The 25,532-nt window shown below is 61.6% G+C and carries 15 protein-coding genes; 10 read left to right on the top strand and 5 right to left on the bottom strand.

Annotation, left to right across the window (positions count from 1 at the left end):
* The first annotated feature begins 241 nt into the window (after positions 1-241).
* The 6 genes from ACOFKT_RS10850 to ACOFKT_RS10825 all read left to right on the top strand — a co-directional run bounded on the left by ACOFKT_RS10850 (position 242) and on the right by ACOFKT_RS10825 (position 9,352).
* On the top strand, positions 242-1,738 hold the full coding sequence (locus tag ACOFKT_RS10850; protein ID WP_419804012.1) for a multicopper oxidase family protein: 1,497 nt from the start codon (positions 242-244) through the stop codon (positions 1,736-1,738).
* Entirely contained in the window at positions 1,735-3,315 is a 1,581-nt protein-coding gene (locus tag ACOFKT_RS10845) for a TolC family protein (RefSeq protein ID WP_419804011.1), read from the top strand. The genes ACOFKT_RS10850 and ACOFKT_RS10845 overlap by 4 nt, the downstream gene beginning before the upstream one ends.
* Before the next feature lie 222 nt (positions 3,316-3,537).
* Positions 3,538-6,300, top strand: coding sequence for a sensor histidine kinase (locus ACOFKT_RS10840; protein ID WP_419804010.1), 2,763 nt, complete (start codon positions 3,538-3,540; stop codon positions 6,298-6,300).
* Positions 6,301-6,302: 2 nt separating this feature from the next.
* Positions 6,303-6,929, top strand: a complete 627-nt coding sequence (locus ACOFKT_RS10835; RefSeq protein ID WP_419804009.1) for a response regulator — start codon at positions 6,303-6,305, stop codon at positions 6,927-6,929.
* Positions 6,926-7,447: a hypothetical protein gene (locus tag ACOFKT_RS10830; RefSeq protein ID WP_419804008.1), complete on the top strand. Its 522-nt coding sequence runs from the start codon at positions 6,926-6,928 to the stop codon at positions 7,445-7,447. Before ACOFKT_RS10835 ends, ACOFKT_RS10830 begins: the two co-directional genes overlap by 4 nt.
* A 78-nt stretch (positions 7,448-7,525) precedes the next feature.
* The gene (locus ACOFKT_RS10825) at positions 7,526-9,352 is read left to right on the top strand and encodes an ABC transporter ATP-binding protein (protein ID WP_419804007.1); all 1,827 of its coding nucleotides are present in this window, start codon (positions 7,526-7,528) and stop codon (positions 9,350-9,352) included.
* 147 nt (positions 9,353-9,499) lie between these two features.
* Here the strand turns inward: ACOFKT_RS10825 and ACOFKT_RS10820 are convergent, their stop codons facing one another.
* Positions 9,500-10,588, bottom strand: coding sequence for a hypothetical protein (locus ACOFKT_RS10820; protein ID WP_419804006.1), 1,089 nt, complete (start codon positions 10,586-10,588; stop codon positions 9,500-9,502).
* Between the two features lie 166 nt (positions 10,589-10,754).
* Between ACOFKT_RS10820 and ACOFKT_RS10815 the strand changes: the two genes are divergently transcribed.
* Positions 10,755-11,966 (top strand): phospholipase D-like domain-containing protein, encoded by a 1,212-nt coding sequence (locus tag ACOFKT_RS10815; RefSeq protein ID WP_419804005.1) that lies wholly within the window; start codon positions 10,755-10,757, stop codon positions 11,964-11,966.
* 59 nt (positions 11,967-12,025) lie between these two features.
* Here the strand turns inward: ACOFKT_RS10815 and glgX (ACOFKT_RS10810) are convergent, their stop codons facing one another.
* The gene (gene glgX / locus ACOFKT_RS10810) at positions 12,026-14,179 is read right to left on the bottom strand and encodes a glycogen debranching protein GlgX (RefSeq protein ID WP_419804004.1); all 2,154 of its coding nucleotides are present in this window, start codon (positions 14,177-14,179) and stop codon (positions 12,026-12,028) included.
* Positions 14,180-14,309: 130 nt separating this feature from the next.
* Here glgX (ACOFKT_RS10810) and glgX (ACOFKT_RS10805) point away from each other — a divergent pair, with 130 nt between their 5' ends.
* The 3 genes from glgX (ACOFKT_RS10805) to ACOFKT_RS10795 all read left to right on the top strand — a co-directional run bounded on the left by glgX (ACOFKT_RS10805) (position 14,310) and on the right by ACOFKT_RS10795 (position 18,977).
* Positions 14,310-16,433: a glycogen debranching protein GlgX gene (gene glgX / locus ACOFKT_RS10805; RefSeq protein ID WP_419804003.1), complete on the top strand. Its 2,124-nt coding sequence runs from the start codon at positions 14,310-14,312 to the stop codon at positions 16,431-16,433.
* Positions 16,434-16,479: 46 nt separating this feature from the next.
* Positions 16,480-17,283: a penicillin-binding transpeptidase domain-containing protein gene (locus ACOFKT_RS10800; RefSeq protein WP_419804002.1), complete on the top strand. Its 804-nt coding sequence runs from the start codon at positions 16,480-16,482 to the stop codon at positions 17,281-17,283.
* Positions 17,284-17,378: 95 nt separating this feature from the next.
* A complete protein-coding gene (locus ACOFKT_RS10795) occupies positions 17,379-18,977 on the top strand; it encodes a SpoIID/LytB domain-containing protein (RefSeq protein WP_419804001.1) in 1,599 nt (532 codons plus the stop codon).
* A gap of 2 nt (positions 18,978-18,979) precedes the next feature.
* On the opposite strand, the gene ACOFKT_RS10790 is transcribed toward ACOFKT_RS10795, so the two are convergent.
* The 3 genes from ACOFKT_RS10790 to ACOFKT_RS10780 are packed head-to-tail and all read right to left on the bottom strand — an operon-like array spanning position 18,980 to position 25,526.
* Positions 18,980-19,756: a hypothetical protein gene (locus ACOFKT_RS10790; RefSeq protein ID WP_419804000.1), complete on the bottom strand. Its 777-nt coding sequence runs from the start codon at positions 19,754-19,756 to the stop codon at positions 18,980-18,982.
* Entirely contained in the window at positions 19,753-24,474 is a 4,722-nt protein-coding gene (locus ACOFKT_RS10785) for an alpha-2-macroglobulin family protein (protein ID WP_419803999.1), read from the bottom strand. The genes ACOFKT_RS10790 and ACOFKT_RS10785 overlap by 4 nt, the downstream gene beginning before the upstream one ends.
* Before the next feature lie 29 nt (positions 24,475-24,503).
* Positions 24,504-25,526 (bottom strand): DUF1175 family protein, encoded by a 1,023-nt coding sequence (locus ACOFKT_RS10780; protein ID WP_419803998.1) that lies wholly within the window; start codon positions 25,524-25,526, stop codon positions 24,504-24,506.
* Positions 25,527-25,532: the final 6 nt, after the last annotated feature.

The raw sequence follows: 25,532 nt of genomic DNA, 5'->3' as shown, positions 1-25,532 counted from the left end.
GCGGACCATTGCTGCAACGGTCGTTGTGGCTGTGCCTATCCCTTTGCGGGTGGGCGTTGCCGCGCGACTCCCAGACGAGCAGGCCGATGTAACCCATGCGGCGTTCCGGCAGCCCGACCCGCCTCTGTCCTTCCGTGTACCCCTAAGAATCTGATTCTTCCTCAAGCCAATTGAGTGAGTACTGCGTGCGCCGGTTTGCGTTCGCAATGGCTGGTTGTTGTGGTCTTGAGGATGAAGGGCAATGACGAATCGACGTGGATTTTTGCGCCGTGCGCTGAGCATGGGCGCTGGGCTGGCCGCAGCGCCGGCTTTGGCGGAAGGTGCCGTGCGCGCGGGTGATGCTCCGGCACTGCACGGAATGGGAAGCGGAAACGGGGGCCCGGCGTCTGAGAGCGCGGCAGCAATCAAGCGGGGAGCGAGGGCAGGCAGTGCAGGCGCAGCGCCTGTGCGTGTCGTAACGACCGATGTGCCCGACCTCTCATTCACGATGGAGAATGGCTGGAAGGTATTCCGGTTGCGCGCGGAGGTGATTCAGCGCGAAATCGCGCCTGGCAAGACCGTCGCGCTGTGGGGATACAACGGCTCAGCGCCGGGGCCGACGATCCAGGTGACGCAGGGCGATAAGGTGCGTGTGCTGTTTGAAAACGCTCTGCCGGAGCCGACGTCGATCCATTGGCATGGGTTCGAAGACAGCATCCGCTACGACGGCATGCCGAACATCTCGCAGCGCGCGGTGCCGCCGGGTGGGTCGTACACGTACGAGTTCACCATCACGCAAACGGGCACATTTTTTTACCACTCGCACATGGCGATGCAGGAGATGGTGGGCATGCTGGGCGGGTTCATTATGCATCCGCGTGAGGCGCACGCGCCGGCGGCCGATCATGACTTCCTGGTGCACCTGCAGGAGTACGCGGTGCTGCCGAGTAACACCGTACCGAACAGCGCCAACATGGAGTTCAACTGGCTGGTGCTGAACGGAAAGAGCGGGCCGGCGCCGACGCCGCTTGTGGTGCGGCTGGGCAGCCGAGTGCGTATTCGTTTCGTGAATCTGGGGATGGATCACCACCCCATGCACCTGCATGGTCACACGTTCTACGTGACAGGTACGGAGGGCGGACGCATCCCGGAAACGGCGTGGTGGCCGGGCAACACCGTGCTGGTGGGTGTGGCGCAGGCACGCGAAATCGAGTTCGTGGCAAACAATCCGGGCAACTGGATGCTGCACTGCCATCTGCCGCACCACATGATGAACCAGATGAGCTCCAATAGCTCACGGCCGTTCAGCGGAGACACCTTTACTACGAATGGCATGTTGTCGGCGGGTACGCGCGGCGCGGGCATGAAGCACGACAGTGCGGCAGCGCAGGACCCGATGGCGGACATGATGCACGGCATGCAGCGGCTTGAGGTCGCGCCCAACGCGAACAGCGTGCCCAACTTCCCGCAGGACGCGTACATGGAAGGTCCCATGATGAACATGGATGCGATGGTCGACAAGCCGGAGAACCATGGTCTGCCGCCTGGGTGGAGCGAGAACATGCAGGGCATGATGACATTTGTGCGCGTGTTGCCGCCGGCTCAGTACGACGAGGTTATGCAGCGCGTCGCAGCGAAGCAGGGCGGCAGATCGCAACAGGACGGCATGCCGGGCAGGAACGATTCGTCGATGCCGGGAATGGATCACAGCAGCATTCCGGGGATGCAGATGCCGTCGACCAAGGGAGGGCGGGAATGAAGCGAATCCTCGCGTTCACATGCTTCCTTTGCCTGTCGCCGCTCCGTGGGCAGATGCCCATGCAAATGCCGATGGAGGGCATGCCCGCTCACACGAAGCCCGCGCATCCAAATGCTCTGAAGCCGCAGCCGGCGACGGTGAAGCACTCAGGGCAGCAGAGTACAAAGCCGCCGCAGCCTGTGGTCCCCTTCGGGCAACTCGCCGATGGGGACACATCGCTGCAGCCACGTCCGGCGGCCGCAACGCCGACCCCGATTGCTTTGCCTGCGACGCTGCAGGAGCAGGAGCACCCCGAGCGGCGGACCGGATCGGAAGATGCATCCATGCCCGATCTGCTGGCGGACGCCAAGGTGCGCGCGCCGGAGCCACTGCAGTTCTTTACGGAACGGGCAGCGAAGAGCAACCCGACGCTGCGGCAGGCTGAAGCGCAGGTACGCCGCTTGCATGCCGAGGCGAAGCAGGCTGGGCTGTGGCAGAACCCGGAGATCGGGTATGAGGCCGATCACGTTCGCGGCGGCAGCTATGCAGGCGGCGAGCAGGGCGGCTACGTGCAACAGACCATTCCGCTGGCCGGGCAGCGTAGCTCGGCACGCGACGCCATTACGGCGCGGGCGATCGCAGCGGAAACCGTGCTTGCGGCGCAGCGGCGACGCGTGGAATCCGCGGTGGCACAGGCTTTTTATGCCGCGCTCGCTGTGCAACGGGAGATCGAGTTGCGCGGGCAGATGGCGGCACTTGCGTCGGATGCGGTCATCGCGTCGCATCAGTTGGCGAACATTGGACAGGCCGACGCGCCAGACGTGCTCGGAAGCGAGGTGGAACGCGAACAGGCGAAGCTGGAGCTTGCCTCGGCGCAACGGGCATACCGAAAGGCATGGGCGGCGCTTGCGGCGATCAGTGGTGACGCGGCGCTGCCGATCGCTCCGCTTGCGGGTGATCTGACCGCAGTGCCTGTGCTCGGTCCGGCAGCGGAGTCGGATGCGGCAGAGGGAAGCCTGATGGTAAAGGCTGCACAGCAGCAGGCTGCTGCGGGCGAAGCGGCGATTCGAAGCGCGCGAAAACAGGCCGGTCCGCAGCTTGTCCTGAAGGGCGGTTTGCAGCAGGACAATGAACCGCTCGAGCCGTCCCGACGCGTCGGCGTGGTCGGTATCGCACAGGCTGGGCTGACGCTGCCGCTGTGGAACCGCAACCAGGGCGCGGTGGAAGCGGCCAGGGCGCAGCAAGCCGGCGCGCAGGCCGAGGTGGCACGGACGCAGTTGTCGTTGCACATGCAGGCCGAACAGCAAATGCAGGATTACAGCAACGCCATGAACCAGGCACGGATCTACCATGACGAGTTGTTGCCGCGAGCGCAACGTACGGTAGAGCTGTACCAGCAGAAGTATGCGGCCATGGCGGCAGCGTACCCGCAAACTGTTGCCGCACAGAAAACGCTGTTGCAACTGCAGGTGGAATACACGCGCGCGCTTGGAGCTGCCTGGCAAAGTGCGGTGCTGCTGCAGCATGGATTACTAGAGGACGGGCTTGCCGCGCCGGAGCTGATCGAGGCGAACGTAGGCACGCAGGCCGGAAACTAGGGCACCCGGCTGCACGGTTTTGGGGTGAAGTGCGCTAGCCTCTAGGCTGTGCGGGCGGCGGTGCATCGGTCGAAGCAGAGTACAAGGCAAGCGTGGCCCCGGCTGCGCTTACCTTCTGTGTCACCGCGTGCGCGGTACATCCTGTACCTGTGGGCTTTTTGTCTGCATCTGTGGTGCGGGGCGCAGACACCACAGGTACAGAACTGGACGACCGAGGAGGGCTTGCCGCAAAACAGCGTCCATGCGCTGCTGCAGTCCAAGGACGGTTACCTGTGGCTGGCGACAGAGAACGGCGTCGCGCGCTTCAACGGGTTGCGCTTCCAGCATTACTCCTCCGCAAACGAACCTGCCTTTGCCAGCGACGACGTGTGCTGCATTGCCGAAGCGACGCCGGGGCGTGTGCTGTTTGGAACCGCGAGCGGTGTTGTCATGCTGCAGGACGGCGGATTCAGCCTGGTGCCCGGCATCACTGGCGAGGTGTTGAGTCTGCAGCGCGAAAGCGACGGCGATGTGTTGGTGCTGACCACCGCAGGCCTGCAGCGTTTGCACGGCGAATCGGTGTCGACTGTCACGCTGGCTGGTGGTGCGTTGCCGGGGGCGATGGGGCCCGCGGCGGATGGCTCGGCACTGGTCGTGGCAGGAACGGATCTGTTTCGAGTGCTCGGCACAGAAATCCAGAGGAAAGGTCCGCTGCCGCGAGGCATTTTGCAGATCGCGGAAGACGCGGCACACCAGATCTGGACGGCGGATGCGAGCGTTGTGGAGCTGCGAGATGCTCGGCTGCAGGTACTGCGCCAATGGCAGGTGGGCCGCGAGCTGCCGGGCAGCCGGTTGGAGTCGCTGCGGTTGTGGCCCGGCGGCGCGCTTGCCGGCACGAATCGTGGTGCGGCGGTGCTCCGTTCCCGCGATGGGGTTGCGGAACCTGTTGCATTCGTCGCCAACAATGCGGTGCTGAGTGCATTGATGGATCGCGAAGGCGATGCGTGGTTCGGGACGGACAGCAGCGGCCTGTTCGGGTTGCGCGAACGCTCGATTGGCAGCTCCGCCGCCTTGGCCGGTGAGTCGGTCACAGCGCTGGCTGCCGCGGCTGACGGCACCCTGTGGGCCGGCACGCGGGACGCCGGATTGCGCATGCTGCGGCCCGGCGGAACGACTGACCAGCCTGCTCCGCAGCGACTGGCGAGCGACGTGATCCTGTCGTTGGTCGCGGGAGCAACGGACGTTTGGGTGGGCTCGCCGGAGGGACTGGACCACATACAAGGTGTCCACGTTGAGCACATGACCGCAGCCGATGGCTTGCCCGATGACTTTATTCGTTCGCTCCTGATTGCGCGCGGTGGCACAGTATGGGCGGGCACGCGGCGCGGCGTGGCGGAGCTGCGCGACCGGCGGGTCGAGCGCGTGCTGACCGTGAGCGATGGTCTGCCCAGCGACGTGATCGGAGCACTGCTGCAGGACCGCGATGGCTCGGTGTGGATTGGAACGGTTGCAGGCCTGGCACGGTGGGATGGTAAGGCGTTGCTCCGGATTGGACCGGTGAATCGGGCAGCGGTCGCGGTAGCGTCGCTTTTTCAAACGGAGGCCGGGACGTTATGGGTTGGGACGGGGCAGGGGCTATTCTTGCTGTCTGGGAAGCGGCTGCTGGCTTTGAACCAGCCGGCACTCCGCGGCAGCATTGCGGCCGTACTTGCTGACGGCGCCGGTAATCTTTGGGTGCGTACCGCGGCGGGCCTGCTGCGAGCGTCGGAGACGTCACTGCGGGCTTGCGCCGGGCAGACGACGTGCGGTGTGAGCGTGCGGCAATTTGGCGTCGCGGATGGTATGCCCAGCGTGGAATTGCCGACGCTTGGCTATCCGGTCGCAACGCGCAACCGCGAAGGGATGTTATGGTTTGCGACGCGTCGCGGCCTCGCCTTCGTGAACGCACGGCAGAGCGAGCCCAATGCAGTCCCGCCTGGCATTGCGGTTGAGGAGGTCAGGGTCGATGATAGCCCCGCGCAGCTCCGGTCCGAGATCCGCGTTGGAGCGGGCAGGCGGAGGATCGCGATCGGATTTGCGGGGTTGAGTCTGCGCGCTCCGGCACAGGTGCGCTTTCGCTACTTGCTGGCCGGCTTCGACCGGGACTGGTCGCCGTGGCAGTCCGGCAGCACGGCGGAGTACACCAACCTGCCGCCCGGCCGCTTCCTGTTTCGCGTGCAGGCGATGAACGCGGAAGGCGTCGTGAGCCGCTCCGATGCGACCGTGACGTTCCGCGTGGAAGCACCCGTGTATCGCAGGTGGTGGTTCTATGCTCTGCTCGTGCTGCTGGCTGCCGCAGCAGGGTACGGGATTTACTGGCTGCGACTGCGCCGCGTGCGCCGTGATTTTGAAACCGTGCTGCAAGAGCGAAACCGGATTGCGCGCGAGATCCATGACACGCTGGCGCAGGATTTTGTAGCCGTTTCTCTGCAGCTTGAGGTGACCTCGCAGCTGCTGCGCGGTGGTGCCACCGAAGCAGCGAAGGAGCAGATTGATGCGACGCGCACGCTGGTGCGGGAGGGCATTCAGGACGCACGCGAAAGCATCTGGGCGATCCGCGCCGGCGGTTCCAAAGAGACATTGCCTGCGCGGCTTGCGGCCGTGACGGAACGCGTCGACACTGCCGCGTTTCTGGTAACCGGAGCGTACCGTGCGCTTGCGCCGTCCCGCGAGCGGGAAATGTTTCGCATTGGCAAGGAAGCTTTCGGCAACGCCCGGCAGCATGCACAGGCGGGGCACATTCAGGTCGAACTCATCTATTCGGAGGATGCGGTTCTGCTTCGTGTGAGCGATGATGGCGCAGGTTTCGACGTTGCCGCGGGTGCGGCAAAACCGGGACACTACGGGGTACGCGGCATGCGAGAGCGCGCCGCAGCCATGGGCGCAACGCTGACGGTGCAAAGCGCACCGGGGCAGGGCACCTGCGTAGAGTTGCGGCTGATCGACGGCGGAAAACGGGAGGCGTAAAGGTGGCGGAGAAGATCCGGGTCATGATCGTGGATGATCACCATGTGGTGCGGCAGGGTCTGGCGGCGCTGCTGCGCGCCTCCGATTCAGTCGAGGTGGTCGCCGAGGCGGCGGATGGGCGCGAGGCGATACAGCGCTATGCGGCGCACGCGCCGGATGTGACGCTGATGGACCTGCAGATGCAGCCCATGGGCGGCGTGGAAGCAATTCAGCGCATCCGGGCCGAGCATCCCACTGCGCGTTTCGTGGTGCTGACGACCTATGACGGCGATGAAGATATCTATCGTGCGCTACAGGCCGGCGCTAAGGGATACCTGCTGAAAGGCATGACGATCGAGGAACTGCTTGAGACGATTCGCATCGTGCATACCGGTAAGTCGCGCATTCCATCCGCAATCGCGGAGAAGCTTGCAGATCGCGTCAGCGGGCAAGAGCTGACACCGCGCGAGCTGGAAGTACTGGAGCGAATCGTCGCGGGCCGGTCCAACCGCGATGCCGCGAGCGACCTCGGCATCAGCGAGACCACTGTGAAGACTCACGTAAACAGCCTGCTAAGCAAGCTGGGCGTGGCCGACCGCACGCACGCGGCGACTGTGGCCATTCAGCGCGGGATTGTGCACCTGCGATGAGCATGCGGCGGATGTGCGGAGGTCTGGTTCTGTTTGTAAGTGGTGCGCTTACGCCGTTGCTTGTCGCACAGCAGCACACCTGGCGCAGCGCGACGGAGGCGGAGCTTTCGCAGGCGCTGCCCGCGCGCGCGCCGGTGGAGAAGGAGCGCATCGAAACAGAGATGCGCACCGCGTCGGGCATCGTAGACGAGCAGGGAAAGGTGATCGCGGGAGTCGTGCTGATCACGGCCGGATACTCCGCGGACGGCAAGTACTCGCACTACTTGATTATGGCGGCACCGATGCGTTTGGCCGGCCTGACGCTTGCGCCAGGCAAGTACGTTTTCGGGTGGAAGCGTGTTCCGGAGGGACTGGATGTGCATCTGTATGACGCTGCTACCGGTCAGGAGAAGGGCAGCGCAATCGCGCGACTTTTGCCTGCAGGAACGCGTGTGGAAGCATTTCGCATTGGGCCGCCCGGCGAGCACGCCACGATGCAGATCGGCCGCTTTGGCATTCCTTACACCTTGCTCCCGTAGCCCCATTCTGGGACGATGGACCAGAGGTCCTGAGCCTTCGCGCACCCTGACGCGTTGTAAGCGCGTCCAATTCCTTTGATGCCCTCAGATCCAATGCCCGGAGAAAACGACCGCACAACGATTTTGAGCCTGCTGCAACCGCACAAGCGGTCGCTACTGTTGGCGTTTCTATGCATCGTGGGCGAGAGCGCCGCGGATGTGGCGCAGCCGTGGCCGCTAAAGATCGTGATCGACAATGTGATCGGTCACAAGCAGTCGCACGGCTGGCTGTTCAAACTGATTCGTCACACGGTCGGCCTTGATGCACACCATATTCTTCTGTTCGCCTGCGCTGCGGTTGGCCTGATCGCGGTGCTGGATGCACTTTGCTCCTATGGCGATAAATACCTGACGACCAGCGTGGGGCAGTGGGTCACGCACGACCTGCGCCGCAGCTTGTACGCGCACGTGCAGCGGCTCAGCATGAGCTACCACGACCACAGCAAGACAGGCGACCTGATCAGCCGCGTGACGAGCGACATCGATTCTGTGCAGACCTTTATCGTGCAGGGGCTGCTCGGGATTCTGGTCAACGTCCTCACGCTGGTTTTCATGATTGCGGTCATGTTTCACATGAATTGGCGGTTCACGCTGGTGGCGCTTTCGGTCGTGCCGGTGTTGTTCGGAATTGTGTACACCTACACCCGGCGTGCGAAAAAGCTTTCGCGGGAGGTGCGCCAACACGAAGGCAAGATGATCTCCGTGGTGCAGGAAGTACTCGGGTCCATGCGCGTGGTGAAGGCTTTTGCGCGCGAGGATTACGAGGTGCATCGGCTCGAGGGCGAGTCGCTGGAAACAGTCGAAGCTTCGTTGCGCGCACGGGCGATGAAGGCGCGCCTTGTCCCCATGGTGGACGTTGTGGTTGCAGCCGGAACGTGCGCGGTGCTGTATTTCGGCGCCAGCTTTGCATTGGCCGGTGGCCTGTCCGCGGGTTCCATGGTTGTGTTCCTGACCTACATCGCAAAGATGTACAAGCCGATGCAGGAACTCTCAAAGACGATGGACACCTATACCAAGGCGGACATCGGCTACGAGCGCATTCAGGAAGTGATCGGCAAGGTCGAGGACATGCGGGATCTGCCGAATGCGAAGAACGCTCCCAAGCTGCAGGGCTTCGTCGACGTGGAGAACGTATCGTTCTACTACAGTGAGGACCGGCCGGTGCTGAGCGACGTGAGCATTCATGTTGAACCTGGTCACACGATCGCGCTGGTTGGACCCACCGGTTCCGGCAAAACGACGTTAGTGAATTTGATCGCCCGCTTCTACGACCCGATCCGTGGCGTAGTCAAGATTGATGGCCGCGATGTGCGCGAGTGGAAGCAGAAGTCGTTGCGCAGTCAGATCAGCTTTGTACTGCAGGACACCGTCTTGTTCAGCGGCACCATCTGGGAAAACATTGCGTACGGGCGGCCCGAGGCGACCAAGGAAGAAATCATCGCGGCGGCGCAGGCGGCAAACGCATCGGAGTTCATCGATCAACTTCCGCAGAAGTACGCGACCACCGTCGGTGAGCGAGGCATTACGTTGTCTGGCGGACAGCGCCAGCGTATCGCAATCGCGCGCGCCATCGTTCGCAACAGTCCGATCCTGATTCTGGATGAGCCAACAGCGGCGCTGGACGCCAAGTCGGAACACCTGGTGTTTGAGGCGCTGGACAGGCTCATGCAGCAGAAGACTGCCATCGTCATTGCGCACCGGCTCTCCACGGTCCGGAACGCGGATTGTATTTATGTGTTGAAGGACGGTCGCATCATGGAGAACGGTACGCATGACGAGCTGATGCGGCGAGAGCATGGTGTGTATCACCAGCTGTATGACATTCAGTTCCACTCCAGCGAGGGAGAGCCAGCCCTGCTCGCGTAACTCCGCTCGTTTTCTGGTTAGGAGCTTTGCTCTCCGAGACTGTGTCCGCCTGGGAGGCGGTTAGAAACCGGATAAGTCGCTCTTTTCGGGCGCGGTCACCCCGTCGCATGCGCAACGAGGATCGCGGCAGGCCGTTGTTGCCCCGGTTTACAGCGACTTGAGCTCTTGAATGCGGTCTTCCACCACGCTCACATAATCGTTGATGGCTTCAATGGGGAAATTTCCCGCCCGGAAGGCGTCAAAGAGTTGCTGGTGCGAAAGTTGGCTCAGGATGGATCCCATCCAGCGCGCGTCTTGCACGGGGATGTCACGGCCGATCCATTCCAGAGCCTTTCGCTTCGTGTAGTAGCCCACATTCGTTCCCACGCTCAACAGCAGAACGGAAGTCGGCGCTGAAGGCGTCGCAAAATCCACCGTGTCGCCATTTACACGCGTAATGAATTTTGACCCTTTGAAGCTGTCAATATTGCCTTTGGCGCGCGCTTTGGAAAAGGCAAGCCCGTTCGACCCAAACGTAGCTCCAACGTCGTTGATCAAGAAGATCTGCGCGCCACTTTTGCTGTCCTGGTAGACGGAGTTGTTTTCGTCCTTCAGGTCCCAATTGTTCATCACGGCCATCATGACGCGCAGCCCATTGAACTCGCGCGTCCCGTAGAAAGGGTTGGCCTTCCATTCCCACGTGCCGACCTTCTTCTCGTGCGCTGGCTTACGTGCGAAGCGCACGTTTTCCACACGATCGCCTTTCACCTGGTCTCCACCGCGTTTCAGGTGAATTTTCTGAACCTGCGCCCGGGGCAGCAGGTAGTCGTCGTTCACGTAGTAACCCACGGCCCACAGCAGGCGTGAGGCCACGACCTCTGGCCGGGCCTCATCGCCCAGCTTGCAGCGCCAACCTGTGCCGTTCGCGTCGGTGACGTCGAACTTGGGATTGGTGCCGTTTTTGCCTTCCGCCACAAAGGTGAAGGGTGGTGCGGGCAGGTGCTTTTCGCCGCCCTGTCCCAGATACAGATCGAGACTGCTGATGGTGTCCTGTTCCTTCCACAGCACCGGACGTTTGAGCAGGCTGCTTTCCACTGGGCGGTCGTTCTCTTTCTTCGCAGGGACGGCAGTATCCGTCTGGGCGTCCTGCGGCCCGGCGCCTGCGGAAGACGCGGCGGCAAAGGCACGAACCGGGTGCGCAAGCGCCGGCACAAGCACACACGCAATGACAAGGCGAGACAAAATCGTACGGGGCATTCATCTTCTCCAACAGCAGACTCTATGCAGTCTACTGATGTTTGTTGCGGCGTTGTGGCTTCTCGCGGCGCGAACATCCTGCGAAGAGGCTAGCGCATCTTTCCCAGTGATCCCACCGCGTGCTTCTATGCTGCGGTGCGGCACCTTGCGCGCAGGCGGTCCCGATTTGAACTTGTTGATTCAACCTGAGAGTGGCATTGAGCCGTTGCTGGATGGCCTGCGAAGCGCAAAGAAAAGTATCCAGATCTTGATCTTTCGTTTCGACCGAAGCGAGATAGAGCGTGCGCTGGTCGAGGCTGTGCAGCGGGGCGTTCAGGTGCAGGCGCTGATCGCGTTTACCAATCGCGGCGAAGAGAAGAACCTGCGCAAGCTGGAGGGCCGCCTGCTGGAGCGCGGCATTACGGTGACCCGCACTGCCGATGACCTGGTGCGCTACCACGGAAAAATGTTCATCATCGATCGCAAGGAGCTTTGGCTGCTTGCGTTTAACTACACGCACATGGACATCACGCTGAGCCGGTCGTTTGCTCTGGCGATTCGAACCCCTGAGATCGTGGCCGAAGCGGTGAAGCTGTTTGAGGCAGATGCTACCCGGCAGCAATACCGGCCCACCTGCAACGACTTCGTGGTTAGCCCGGCAAACGCACGCACACAGCTGATGGAGTTTATCCGGGGAGCGAAGAAGCAACTGCTGCTCTATGAGATGAAAATCAGCGACCACGATTTCGTACAGTTGCTGGCTGAAAAGATGGCAGAGGGATTGGACGTTCGCGTAATCGGCAGGTCCAGCGTGAAAGGCAGCGTGCTGAACGTGCGCACCCTGCCGTTTCGGCTGCATGCGCGAGCCATTTTCCGCGACGGCAAAGAAGCCTTCCTGGGAAGCCAGAGCCTGCGCAAGCTGGAACTGGAGGCGCGCCGTGAAATCGGGGTGATCGTACGCGACGGCCGTGTGGTCCACGAAATGATTCAGGTTTTTGAAAAGGACTGGCAGCAATCCTCGCCGGCAATGCACGGTGGCATCGATACCATGCTGGATGTACCGGCGCGGCGCGTTGCAAAGGAACTCGCTAAGCACATCCACGTAACGCCCGTCGTGGAGCAGGTCCTGGAACGCGTGATGGACCGCAACTCCGACGTGCCGTTTGAGCCGTCAGAGGTTGCGATGACCGTGCGTGAAGCATTTCGCGAAGAGGTGCATGACGCGGTCATGCAGGCCCTGCGTGAGATGGCGAGCGAAACAATTGGCGCGTCTCATCCATCCGGGCTGGGCGACGTTCCGCGACCTGAGAAAACCGGCGGAGATAACGACACACAGCACCATCGCGCAGAGAAGCGCAGTGGCAAAGCCGCAAAGAAACATACCGGCAAGCACGGCTGACGCTTGGAAACGCGAGCGATGTGACCTTCCGCGGGGATCCTACAACACGCTTCCACGAACTATGGCTCGTCTTGCTGCAAGACAAATACCTGGATGGAGCGCGGCCCGATCGAGTAGATCGAAGTGCTGTTCCGGAACTCTGCCGCTTGTCCGGTCGCCGGGAAGTCCTCAATCGCCGTATCCAACACAATCTGCCACGTGTCTCCTCCGGTGCTTGTGGGCATGCGAAAGGGGCAAGCCTCGTAGTGATCGTTGAAGAAAATCAGGATCGTCGCTTCATGACCGCGTTGCCGCAGACCCGTCGCACGCGCGCGGCCGTCCAGCAACATGCCCAGGCAGCGCGTGCGTGAGTCTTTCCAGGCATTCTCGTCCATCTCAGAGCCGTTGGCGTTCAGCCAGGTCAAATCTCGAACGCCAAGCTCTTCGTCCTCATGACCTGTCAGGAACAGGTTGCGGCGCAGAATCGGGTAACGCTTGCGCAGTGCAATCAGGTGCTGCGTAAAGCGGTGCAGGGAGGCGTTTACATCGAGCAGCGTCCAATCGACCCAGCTCAACTTGTTGTCCTGGCAGTAGGCGTTGTTGTTGCCCAGTTGCGTGCGGCCAAACTCATCGCCGGCCAGCAGCATCGGCGTGCCCTGGGCCAGCAGCAGAGTTGCCAGCAGATTGCGGCGCTGCTGACGTCGTAAGGCATTCACGGCCTCGTCTGTGGTTGGTCCTTCCACGCCGCAATTCCAGCTATGGTTGTGGGTGGAGCCGTCGCGGTTGCCCTCCCCGTTTTCCAGGTTGTGTTTGTCGTTGTAGCTGACCAGGTCGTTCAATGTGAACCCGTCATGCGCCGTAACGAAGTTGATGGAGGTCCAGGGACGCCGGCCCTGATGGTCGAACAGATCGGGCGACGCGGTCATGCGCGTGGCAAAATCGCCCGCGTTACTGCCGCCCTTCCAGAACTCGCGCGCCGTATCGCGGAATTTGTCATTCCACTCGGTCCATCCTGGTGGGAATCCGCCAACCTGGTACCCTCCCGGGCCAATGTCCCAGGGCTCGGCAATCAGTTTCGTGATGGCGAGCACCGGGTCCTGGCACACTGCCTTCAGAAAGCCGCTCTTATTGTCAAAGCCGTTTGGCTCGCGCGCAAGAATGGTACCCAGGTCGAAACGGAACCCATCTACATGTGTCTGCTCGACCCAGTAGCGCAGGCTGTCACACACCATCTGCAGCACGCGGGGGTGGCTTACGTTCACGGTGTTACCCGTGCCTGTGTCGTTGATGTAGTAACGAGGATTGCTGGGCAGCAGGCGGTAATAGCTGGAGTTGTCGATCCCCTTGAACGACAGTGTCGGCCCCAGTTCATTGCCTTCGGCAGTGTGATTGTAGACCACGTCCAGAATCACTTCGATCCCGGCGTCGTGATAGCGCGCAACCATCTCCTTGAACTCCTGCAGAGCGCGGCGCGGCGTTGCTGCGTAACGTGGGTCGGGCGCGAAAAAGCCGATGCTGTTGTAGCCCCAGTAATTCGTCAGCTTGAGCGCGTGCAGATGGCTGTCGGTGACGAATGTATGGATGGGAAGAAGCTCGATCGACGTGACGCCGAGGGAGCGTACGTACTCAATGATCTCCGGCTGACCCAAGCCTTCATACTTGCCGCGCAAACGTTCCGGCAGCTTTGGGTGCGATCGCGTGAAGCCCTTGACGTGCATCTCGTACAGCACGGTTTCGTCCCAACCGACGCGCAGACGGTCCATGCGCCCCGGTTGGCCGCTCCAGTCGAAGGCGGGATCGACGACAAGGCATTTGGGAACGCACGGAGCACTATCGCGCTCATCGAAGGTGGTGTCGTCGGCTGTCTCCAGCTTGTATCCGAAGATGGGCGGCAGCCATTTCAGCTTACCGATGTGCGCCACGGCGTACGGGTCTAGCAGCAGCTTGTTGGCGTTGAACCGCAATCCGTTGCGCGGGTCATACGGTCCATGCACGCGATAGCCGTAGGGAGTACCCGGCATGACGCCTTCCACATAGCCGTGCCAGATCTGGTTCGTGTACTCGGGAAGCGTGATGCGCTCGATTTCGCGCTTGCCGGCACTGTCGAACAGGCAAAGCTCCACCCGTGTGGCGTGCTCTGAAAAAAGAGCGAAGTTCGTGCCACGTCCGTCCCACGCGGCACCTCGCGGCAGGGGGATACCCTCAGAAAGCTTATAGCTGCTCTTGGATGTCACGGTTGGTGGGATGCGCGTTTGGAACAATGTCGTCGCTTGGCGGGATTGCAGCCCTGGCGCTCGCGGCGCAGGTGACAGTCTCGCACTACCCAGCATCCTTCTATGTTGACCCTTGTCATATGGAGAAAAGATGGATCGCACGCTGCTGCCCGGAAAACCTTACCCGCTGGGTGCAACACCCCAAAAGCTTGGAACGAATTTCGCACTCTTTTCGGAAACAGCGACCGCCGTGCGCGTCTGCTTTTTCGATCAGAACGGCGTGGAGATTGATTGCGTTCCGCTGAAAGAACGGACCGCTTATGTGTGGCACGGCCTGGTGCGTGGCATCCAGCCCGGGCAGCGTTACGGCTATCGTGTCGAAGGTCCGTGGGACCCGGAAAATGGCTTGCGCTTCAATAGCAATAAACTGCTGGTCGATCCATACGCCAAAGCGATCGAAGGTCAGGTGGACTGGAAGCAGCCGATCTTTGCCTATGACGTGGCGAGCGGTGATGAGCTGAAATTTGACGACCAGAACTCGGCGGACGGCGTGCCGAAAGGCATCGTAATCGACCCTAAATTCGATTGGGGTGGTGATTGCGCGCCCGACATTCCACTGGCGGAGTCCATCATCTACGAAGTGCATGTGGGTGGCTTCTCCCAGACCAACGAACTCGTTCCCGAGAAGCTGCGAGGCACCTATGCCGGCCTGGCGTCAGAACCGAGCATTGCTTACCTGAAGAAGCTTGGCGTGACCACGGTCGAACTGCTGCCGGTGCATCACTTTATCGATGAAGGGCAGTTGACCGACAAAGGCTTGCGCGATTACTGGGGATACAACACGCTGGGTTACTTCGCGCCCATGTCGCGATACAGTTCGTGCGGTGACGATGGCTGCCAGGTCAAAGAGTTCAAAGAGATGGTCAAGACCCTGCACTCCGAAGGCATCGAGGTCATCTTGGACGTGGTTTACAACCACACCTGTGAAGGAAACGGCCTCGGACCGCTGCTCAGCATGAAGGGCATCGACAACGTGAACTACTATCGCCGCGTGCCCGGCCAACCCCGGTACTACATGGACTTTACGGGCACGGGCAACACGCTGAACCTGGTGCATCCCCAGGTGCTGAAGCTGGTTATGGATTCGCTGCGTTACTGGGTAACGGAAATGCACGTGGACGGCTTTCGATTCGATCTGGCATCGACGTTGGCGCGCGAAGAGGCTGCCGTGTCCAAGCTTTCAGGCTTCTTTGACGTCATCCACCAGGACCCGATTTTGCAGAACGTGAAGCTGATCGCGGAGCCCTGGGATGTGGGCGAGGGTGGCTACCAAGTCGGCAACTTTCCTGTGCTGTGGGCAGAGTGGAATGGCAAATATCGCGACACCGTGCGGCGGTTCTGGAAGGGCGACGAAGGTCTGCTGTCGGACTTCGCATACCGCTTCACCGGGTCGTCCGACCTGTACCAGGCGGACGGTCGCAAGCCGAACGCATCTATCAACTTCATTACAGCTCACGATGGTTTCACCCTTACAGACCTGGTCAGCTATAACGAGAAGCATAACGAGGTGAACGGGGACGACAACAAGGACGGCGCCGACAACAATGATTCGTGGAATATGGGCGCCGAAGGTCCAACCGATGACCAGGGCATCAACGACCTTCGCGAGCGCCAGGTGCGTAACTTCCTGACCACGCTTGTTCTCTCGCAAGGTGTCCCGATGCTGTGTGGTGGCGACGAATTGGGGCGCTCGCAGCGTGGTAACAACAACGGTTATTGCCAGGACAACGAACTGACCTGGTACGACTGGAAGCTCGACACGCCGCGACAGCGGTTGATGGAGTTCACCTCCAGGCTAATTCATCTTCGCCGCGATCACCCGAATCTGCGCCGCCGCAAGTTCTTCCAGGATCGCAAGATTCGTGGATCACTTGTGCGCGACATTGCGTGGTTCAACGCCTGTGGCGACGAATTTTCAGATGAAAACTGGCAAACGAACTGGGCGAAGTCCATCGCGATCCTGTTGAACGGTCAGACTCTGGGCGTAACCGATGAGGACGGCAAAGACATTAAAGACAACAGCTTCCTGTTTATGATCAACGCCGCGCCCGATGGCGTGGAGTTTCATTTGCCAGAGTCGCCCTCCAAATCGCGGTGGATTCAGGTACTGGATACACAGAACCTTGACGACCCGTTTGAGGCATGCGAGTTTACCGAGAAGGTGATTGTTGGTGGCCGGTCGATTCGCGTGTTTCGCGACGGGAACAAACAGTAGGGCCTTAGCGTTCTCTGGGTCGGCGTGGCGATGGCTGCGCCGGCCTTTGCCGTTTGTTGTTTTGCTGATGGTCGGCCTGATTCCGGTTGGTGCAACCGAAGTCGCCGCTAGACCCGCTGTGACCATCGTGGATGTGGACCTGGCAACTGGGAAGATTGCGGTAGACGGACCGGACCGCGAGAGTGCCTCAGCCCCTGGCTCCACACTGAAGCCATTCATTCTACTCACGGCGTTACGGGTCGGCTTGGTGCGGCCAGACACTCGGGTTGCGTGCACAGGCACATTGCGCATCGCGGGGCGCAATCTTACCTGTGCGCATCCTTCTTCGCTGCGCATTCTGGATGCGCAAGAGGCGCTCGCTTACTCGTGCAACAGCTATTTTGCCCGGATTGCGCAGCAGATGCCGCCACTGGCGTTGCAGGAAGGTCTACAGCAGTTCGGCATCCATTCCGTAGCACTTGCCGCCTCTCCGAACCAGCGCGTCCTGCTCGCGTTGGGGCTCGACCGTGTAGCCTTAACGCCCCTGCAGCTTGCCCATGCGTACGCGGAGTTGGCTCGCGTGCTGCTTCAGGCCGGCCCGCAGAGTGAGACGGTTCGCGCGGGTCTGATTGATTCGGTCGCATATGGCATGGCCCATGCCGCCCAGACATCGGGCCTGACGCTGGGAGGCAAAACCGGCACCGCGCATGATCCGGCACCCATACTGCAGCATGGATGGTTCGCTGGGATCGTCTTCACATCGGCGGCCGAGGCAAAGGCAACGCATGTGGTCGTTGTTTACGCACCAGGCGGCAATGGCAACGATGCTGCCACGGCTGCGCATGTATATATGCGGAGCATGCATTGGTAGTGAGGCAGTGTCTATCTATCTTCGTAGCCGCGTGCCTGGCTTTGCTGTGCGTACCACTTTCTCGTGCTGCTTCGCCTGTTCAAGCCAGCAATGATGTGACCGTACTGCTGTTCCGCACGGAAGCGGTGCAGCGGCTACAGATACGGTCTCCCGACGCCGCGGTGCGGCTCTGCGGTGCCTGCCCTGAGCAGCGCGGTCCGTTTTCGCTGGATGTGCATCTGCGCGGTACCTCGATGCTGGATGGCGCAAACAAGCCGCTGCGCAGGATTGAGCTCGACGGCGCCGCGAACGTTTCCACGGAGGCCGGCCACCGCGCCGTTGCTGCCGGCCATTGGATGATCGATGTCGATCATGATCGTTTGCGCGTACGCATCCAGATTTCGCGAGAACGCTATGTGGAAGCGGTGCTTACGGCTGAGTCAGGGCCGAACGAGCCGGCGGAGTCGCTAAAAGCGCTGGCGGTCACAGCACGATCGTTTGCTGCAGCGGTTCCACCTCGGCACGAAGCCGGTATGCTTTGCGATACGACGCACTGCCAGGCGCTGCGCCTGGAACCGGTGCCGCAATCGTTGCGTGAGGCCGTGTGGAACACCAGCGGCGAGACACTTTGGCTTCACGGTAAGCAGGTAGCAGCGTACTTCTCGCAGCACTGCGGCGGCTTCACAGAGGATGCGTCGGTCGCGTGGGGAGGTCCCACGCTGTCCTGGCTCACCGCGCACAGTGACGCGTGGTGCGCGCGCGTGCCGTCGCAATGGCATACTTCTCTGCCTGAGCCGGATGTGCGGCGTGCGCTTGCTTCCGAGGGCTTTGTGTTTGCGAATCCAATCCAGGAAATTGTGGCCACAAGCCGAGACCGCAGTGGGCGTGTGCAGCAGGTAAAGCTGCACGCGCTAGACGGCACGCGCACCATGCCCGCTGCTACGCTACGCTTTGCGCTCAACCGCAGCCTGGGTTGGAACCAACTGCGGAGCGACCGCTATCAGGTGCGGCGACTTGGCGACCGGATCGTCTTTGACGGATCAGGGTTCGGTCATGGTGTGGGCTTGTGCCAGGCAGGCGCAACGGCCATGGCAAGTGCTGGTAAGGGCTACCGCGATATCCTGCAGGCCTATTTTCCGGGCACTGCCGTGCGGGTGCGCCCACAGGATGCGGGCTGGCTTGGCCTGCCCGCGAACGGATTTACGCTGCGTACGCTTGCGCGCGATGCCGCATTGGAAGCGGAGGCGGCACACGCCTTCGCCGATGCGCGCGCACGCTGGGGCAGCCCTTTGCGGGCTGCACCGACACTTACTGTCTTTCCGTCGACGGAAGCATTCCGCCAGGCCACAGGTCAGCCGGGCTGGGAACTGGCTGCCACCCAAGGTGTTCGTATCGCAGCGCAACCGAAGGAGGTGCTGCGCAGCCATGGCGGTGCTGGTGCTGTATTTCGCCACGAGTTCCTGCACAGTTTTGTAGAAGCCGAAGCGTCACCCACGGCGCCACTCTGGCTGCGTGAGGGCTTCGTTGCCGTGCTGAACGGGGAAAGCTGCGCACCACAAACGCTTGCTTCCGCGGATTCGACTGATGCTGCGTTGCTTGAGCCCGTTTCGCTCGCGCAGTCACAGCAGGCGCATGCTGCGGCATGTGCGCTGACGAAACGAATCATCGCGGAACATGGGTTGAGTGCGGCACATGCGATGCTGCGAAAACCTTGAAGCTATCGATTGACGCCGCCGCCGCCGAGAGTTGCGGGATCTTTGCGGTGTAGCAGCTCCGCATCGACCGCGAGCAGCAGCACGGCTGCAGCCGTCACAAGCAACCCTGCAAGACCGAGCCGGAGCACAGCACTCACCATCTCGCCACCAACGCTGTGTGTGGGGTGCCATGCCGTAAGCCAGGGCACGACCCAAAGAGTGATGCCAAGTGCCACGACCGCTGTCACCCAATGCGGTGCGGAGAGCACGACCCTGGAGGCACGCCGAATTGTGATTCGATGCAATCCGAAAGTCGCCCACTCCATCGCAAACGGCAGCACAAGCGTCGGAACAAACACCCAGCGAAATGCAGCCAGCGCAAGCTGTTGCAAGCTTACAAGACGCTCGTAGGACAACAGGTGCCTCATGCCCGAGGAAAGCTGTGAGTTCCAGTACCCTGCGCGCGTTTCGATGTTCGGCTCAGCATAACCGGCAATGTGGAACAGCAACGCGGCGATCAGCAGGCATGCTCCGAGCAGTAAAGCTCCTGTCCAGAGCGGTGTCTGGCTTGCAACTGTGCGCATGCGCCGTATGCCGCTCGCGTTCCAAAGCAGCAGGCCTGAAATCAAGCCCAGTGCAAGCAGCAGAGACAACAGAAGCTGCCATGTGTGCGAGTCAGGAATGTGTAATCCCAGGAGTGCGGCGAGAAACACAAGCAGGTTTCCACCGATCAAAGGCAGTAACGCGGACGGACGGATTCGGCGCAGGGCTGCCGTGAGCAGGCCGGGTTGCGGGGTCATCGTGCCACCTCCTGCACGTCCAGATGCAGTGCATCGGTCGTCGCTTGCACGGCGGGCTGATACATCGGCGTGACCCGCGCGGGACTGATGTTGAAGCTGCCCGGGTTAGTCACCTGCACCAGATAGAACAGGTCCTGCCGTTGGGTGAATGTGGTGCTGAAGAAAGCGGCGCGATCATCGTGGAACTCCTCTCGCGTGTACCAATCAGTCCACGTGTCGGGCCGCCCCTGGATGGTATAGCTGTTGCGGTTGCGCACGAACTCAGTCCCTGCGGCGATCGGGTCTTCGATCAGCAGGTATTTCTGTGGTGAACCGGTCACGCCCAGATGCACCGCCAGCACGTCTCCCTGCTGCACGGGGCCGTTCAGCGGCTGCAGCGTGTAGACGACGTGGCCGTTCTCCTGCTTCGGCATCAACTTGAAGTAATCGCGCGCGACGCTTAGTAGCATCGTGCCCTGCTGATATCCGGTCTTCGCGGTGGAGTAGTAGTTGCCCTGGACCGACCAGTAGGCGCGGCCGCTTCCGCGCGTTGCGATGTGGATTGCATTGGCGCCAGGCTGCAGGTGCGCCGCGTCAACCGTCACGGTCAAGGCAGTGCCGTGCAATGCGTCGCTGCGATCGAAGTGACGGTGCGCGACCGGCGTTCCATTCACGCTAATCTCCACGTCCAGATTGGCGTTCAATTCCTGCGTGGCCGCCACGTAATCCGTAAGGCCGTACAGGACGAACGCTGTGTCCTGCGTTGAACCCCACCAGTCGCCCTCGTCCCGGCTCAGCATCAGCCATTGTGCAGCCTTTGGCAGCAGCGATGAGTTCGGATGCTCCTGCAGCAGAAACTTCAGCGCAAAGGCAGTCGCGGCAGCACTTTCGTTTGTGTCCACGTCCAGCAAGTTGTTGCGATCAGCGGCCCAGCTTACCAGCTCGCCCTGCACATTTGCCTTGGCTTCCAGCAGGTTCGCGATCTCGGCGCTGCGGCCATCTTTTGCAAGCCGCATCGCCAGACCTGTGTACGCCAGCGCCTGGGGAGACAAGTCATTGCGGCGACCGTACAACGTGTCCAGCTGGGCAGAAACGTTGTGCTTGTGCTGTGCCAGCGCGTACACCACAAACGCGCGCAGGTCCGGCAACATGCGCGGATGTTGCTCCAACTGCTTCGCTAAATAGTTTGCGCCGGATTCAATGCCGGCGTCCGCCTCCGGGTAGCCCGCATCCACGGCCTGCTGCAGTCCACTCACGACGTAAGCCGTCATGAAGACCTGGCTGTCATCTTCTTGCCACCAGCCCCAGCCGCCGTCGCTGTGGTGTGTGTCATTCAGCTTTTGCAGGCCTGCTGCTACCTGCGCGTGCAGCTTGGCCGGGCTTTCCTTAAGCGGTACGCCCAATTTGCCCAACGCCTGCGAGACGAGCACGTCCGGCAGGAAGCTCGACATGGTCTGCTCCGTACAGCCGTACGGGAAGCCGGTGAGGTAATCGAGCGCCGAAAAGAGCGTGCCCGCGATGGAAGGCGAAGCGGTGAGGCGCAGCGAGTGGGCAGCCGGATCCGTGCCGGCCGGGAAATTGATCGCGAGGTCGCGTGCCGTATCGTTTGCCGCGATGCCAGAGCTCGCGATGGTCTGCTTCACGCCGTCCGGCTGCACGGGGAAGCTGATTTGCAGCGCATCGCCTTCACCGGCGCTGACCGCCTTCGCCGTGAGCGTCGCCGTTCCGATGGCCGACGCGTGCAGCCGATAGTTCACGGTCGTGTCCGCACGCGGTTGCAGCGTGACCGTCTGCGGTGTGCCCTGCGTCAACTCAAGGCCGGTCGCGTCCAACGAAACCTGCACCTCCTTCGCTTCCGCCAGGTAGTTATGCACGATGACCGGCACGGTCACGGTGTCGCCCTTACGCACAAAGCGCGGCTGACCCATGCGCACGATGATGTTCTTGCGCACGATAACCCGGTTCACGGTAGAGCCGGCCTGCGACGAAGCGGTGATGGCACGAACCGTGGCGCGCCACGTCGTCAAGGAGTCGGGGTAGCTCAGCGTGACACGCGCATGTCCGCTGGCGTCGGTCCGCACCGCCGGTTGCCAGTAGGCCGTGTCCGGAAAATCCTTCCGAATGCGCGGGCCTTTTGCGTCATTGCCCGGTTTTACCTGCGCCAACTGCGGGCCGTAGCGCGTGTGGCGCATGGCAAGCTGCGGCGAACGGGTGCCTGCCTCGCCCGTGAAGTAGTAGGCGAGTGAGCTGTCATATTCCGGGTACAGCGAGCGATCCGGATAAAGCTGTTTGACGATGTCGCCGCTGTCGTCCGGGTAGAGCGCGTAGATCGCTTCGTCGACCACACCAAAGCTGAACTCCGCCTGCACTGGATGACCCTGAGAGTCGCTTGCGGTCACATCGTACGTGGCTGCCTGGCCAGGCTGGAACACGTTCGCCGCCGGCGTCATCGTGATTTGCAGTCGCTGCTGCGTCGGCGGAACGTGCAGATCGCGCCGTCCCTGGTAGAGCTTCTCAGCCTTGATGAAGACAGCGTCGAGCGTCAGGTTGGGTTGCGCTTCCTTGCCGATGGGCAGGTCGAACGTAACTGTCTTGCCAGGCGCGTCGATCACTTTGCGCAGCACCGGAACGTTCGCCGTTGCCGTGAACAACGCGTGGAAGTCGGCTACGGGGCTGACCAGCGTTATGTGCGCGGTATCCCCGGGCGCATATGTCTTCTTGTCGGTCAGGATGCGCACCTTCTGCGCTTCGTCACTGTCCTCATCACCGGCATCGTTGCCGCTCACCCAGATCGAGTCGTCATCTTCGACGGTGCGGTGCTCTGGAGTGACCGCCGTTCCGATCACCCTTATGGAGCCGGTAGCGGAAGCGGGCGCGCTCAGCGTTGCCATTGCGGTGCCGTCCGTGGCGGTGTTCACGTCCGTCTCGGCCAGCGTTTTGCCCGTGTCTGCCTTGTCACCCTCGCCGCTGGACCGCTCCACTAACTTCACATGAACGCGGGTTTGTACGGGACGCTGGTTGTAGTCAACCGCGGTGACCCGCACCACCGCATTGCTGCCGGCCTGCACCGTATAGCTCTGTGGTTCCACGTGTACGCGGAAGCTGCCGTGTGTGGCCGTGAAGCGATAACGGCCGGTGATCTCACGTCCGGCCTCGTCGGTCACACCCGCTTCCACGACGTAATCCACGTCATAGCGCATGTCGTCGGAGTAGCGGGTCGGAATGGGCACGGTCAGCTTGCCGTCATTGTCGAGCCGCCCGGTCTGCTCACTGTTCTGGTTACCCTCGTACACGTCGGGAGCCGAACTGAAGCTCTCATCGGCAGAGGCCTGGTCACCCGAGCTGTCTTCGTCGGTGTCCGCTGGATCGCCCCACCAGTAATGCCGGCTCTGGTACACGCGGTACTTCACCTTGCCGTTCGCCACGGGTTCGCCGAAGAAGTATTTCGCCTCGATCGTCGCGTTATTGCTTTCGCCCTGCAGCAGCAGCTGCTTGGCAACGGAAACGTGTACCTGGTATTCGGGCTTGCGGTATTCCTCAACTCGAAAAGCGGTCGCGCCTACATTGTCCTCCTTGTCGCCGCGCGTCAGCGAAATGCGCGCATACCCAAGTCCGACGTCAGCAGGCAACGTCAAATCACCCTGCAGCGTGCCCATGGAAGATAGCGGCAGATCCGTCTCCAATAGCGTCTTATCCGACTCATCCGCAGCCCTGACGTGGATGCGGCCCCCTGGCGGCACCACCAGATTGTTACCCGCCTGATCGCGCAGGATCGCTTTGAAATGGACCGTGTTGCCCGGCCGGTACACGGGCCGGTCGGTATACACATACGCCACGGACCGGCTGTCCGCAGTTTGCGTAAAGCTGTAGGAGAACGGAGCGTCCAGCGCCACGTCATCTCCGCTGCGGGCCATAAACCAGAACTTTTGCCCGCTCTCCGCGTCCGTCGTGTCGCTGTCCGCAGCTCGTGGCGTGCGGTCGAAGATCGCCGTTCCGTCCAAGGCAGAAGTCTTGTGTACGATGGCACCGCTTCCCAACTGCATGCTGACCGTCGCGTTTGCGACAGGAACACCGCTCGCACGATCCACCACAAAGGTGACAACCTGACCGTTGATCAACCGGGTCACCAGCGCGGTTTGGCTGACGAGCAGAATCGTGTACGCCTTCAGGTGGCCGTCAGTCGCCTCCACCAGGTACATGCCGCGGCCCAGAGAATCGATCGGTAAGATCTGGTTGTCGGACACAAACGTCGCGGGCACCCGCAACCGCCAACGCGCGACCAACTGCTTATCGTTGAGCAAAGGAATCTGCGCGAATTGCGCGGCGTTTACAATCGTGCTGCGCCGGGCCAGACTCGACTGCTTCGTTTTCAAAGCCTCGCGGGTCGGCTTGGAAAACTGCACTCGGAAGAATTGCTTGATGTCGTACCAGAGATCGCTCTTCCAGTCGTGAAATCGCTCCAACCAGGTCTTCTCGTCGATTTGCTCCTCTACCTTCCAGGCGTGCGAAGGATCGCCGAAGCTGTGCATCTCCTGCAGCTTGGCCGCGAAGGCCTCCGGGTTCTGCACCCGATACACGCGAAACTCAAGCGCGTCCACGTCGTGCGTGTACAGGTGCAGCTTGGGCTTGTCGCCGGGCGCAAAGCTCTTGTTGGTGCTCAGAGTGAAGTACGGCTCAGCGGCATGCAGTGAGAGCGGCGCCGCGCACAGCAGCAACAACAACAAGCCAATCAGGCGCACAACGTTTCGTTGCAAACAGCTCGGCCGCATCAGTCCTCGCGAAGCAGATTCCACCGGAACACGCCTAGGAAGTTGGGATTGTTCGCCGTGGGATGCCAGCGCGGGTCGGGATGTTGCAGCAGATCGGCAATGCGGGCACGCCGCATTTCTCCGCGGCTGCGCGCCGCGCCCAATCCACTTGGACCCGTGTGATACACGACCCATGCGCCGCTTTCTCCTGTGACGATCATCGAATGATACTGCTGTTCTCCCTCAAGCTGATGAAAGAAAAGCAGGTCGCCGGGCCGGGCCAATCGCACGTCGCGTCCAACACGAAAACTGTTGCGGCTGTACAGAGTTTTGGCATCGGCAAACTCGGCGAAGTCAGACGGCTGCGGCCTTCCATGCACCGGTGTAACGCGGAACAGGCCCGCGCCGAGCGGCGTGTCCGGGTAGTTCCATTGCGCCACGCTCGGCAGCGCGGGCATGGTGCCGGGTGCGAACTGCTTGTACCAGCGGTCGTCGTGCTTCGTCAGCGCCAACCGATAGCTATAGCGCAGCAGGGCGCTGCAATCCGTAACCTCGGCCGGCAGTTCGCGGTCAGGAACGGCAGCAGCCTGATCTGCCAACGCGGTGAACCACCGGCGAAAGTGCAGGCGGTCCTCCGGATCATGCAGGCGCAGACCGTCCGGCAGACCGTCGCCAACCCGGTCATTCCAGTCCGCCAGCGCTCGCACCGGCAGCAGCCACGACTCCTTGCCCGCGCGCAGCCGCAGCACAACATCGCCGCCGTTCAGCGGCGCACGATACAAGGCAACCACCGCCCCGTCCCCTTCCGATCGAAAGGTGACCCGCGTCGCGTCCGCAGGGTCCGTCGTCATCTCTTCCGCGCTGGGGGCGGCACCGAGCGTTCGCCAAACCCGGCCAACAGGGTGCAAACGGCCGTCCGCCACGATAACGCGCGTGAGCGGCTCGCAGTACAGCAGCCGCAAGTGTGCAAAGCCAAGCGCAACCAGTGGAAGCGCGCACGCGACTGCGCCAACAAAAATAAGTGTGCGCGTGCGGAAAGGCATGCGTTC

This window comes from Terriglobus sp. (assembly GCF_965201105.1).
Taxonomy (GTDB): domain Bacteria; phylum Acidobacteriota; class Terriglobia; order Terriglobales; family Acidobacteriaceae; genus Terriglobus.
Note: the sequence above shows the minus strand (reverse complement) of the source record. Positions and strands in the feature narration are given on the sequence as shown.

Coding starts and splice junctions, on each gene's coding strand:
- ACOFKT_RS10850 (WP_419804012.1), top strand. CDS start 242: ATGACGAATCGACGTGGATTTTTGCGCCGTGCGCTGAGCATGGGCGCT.
- ACOFKT_RS10845 (WP_419804011.1), top strand. CDS start 1,735: ATGAAGCGAATCCTCGCGTTCACATGCTTCCTTTGCCTGTCGCCGCTC.
- ACOFKT_RS10830 (WP_419804008.1), top strand. CDS start 6,926: ATGAGCATGCGGCGGATGTGCGGAGGTCTGGTTCTGTTTGTAAGTGGT.
- ACOFKT_RS10825 (WP_419804007.1), top strand. CDS start 7,526: ATGCCCTCAGATCCAATGCCCGGAGAAAACGACCGCACAACGATTTTG.
- ACOFKT_RS10820 (WP_419804006.1), bottom strand. CDS start 10,588: ATGCCCCGTACGATTTTGTCTCGCCTTGTCATTGCGTGTGTGCTTGTG.
- glgX (WP_419804003.1), top strand. CDS start 14,310: ATGGATCGCACGCTGCTGCCCGGAAAACCTTACCCGCTGGGTGCAACA.
- ACOFKT_RS10790 (WP_419804000.1), bottom strand. CDS start 19,756: ATGACCCCGCAACCCGGCCTGCTCACGGCAGCCCTGCGCCGAATCCGT.
- ACOFKT_RS10780 (WP_419803998.1), bottom strand. CDS start 25,526: ATGCCTTTCCGCACGCGCACACTTATTTTTGTTGGCGCAGTCGCGTGC.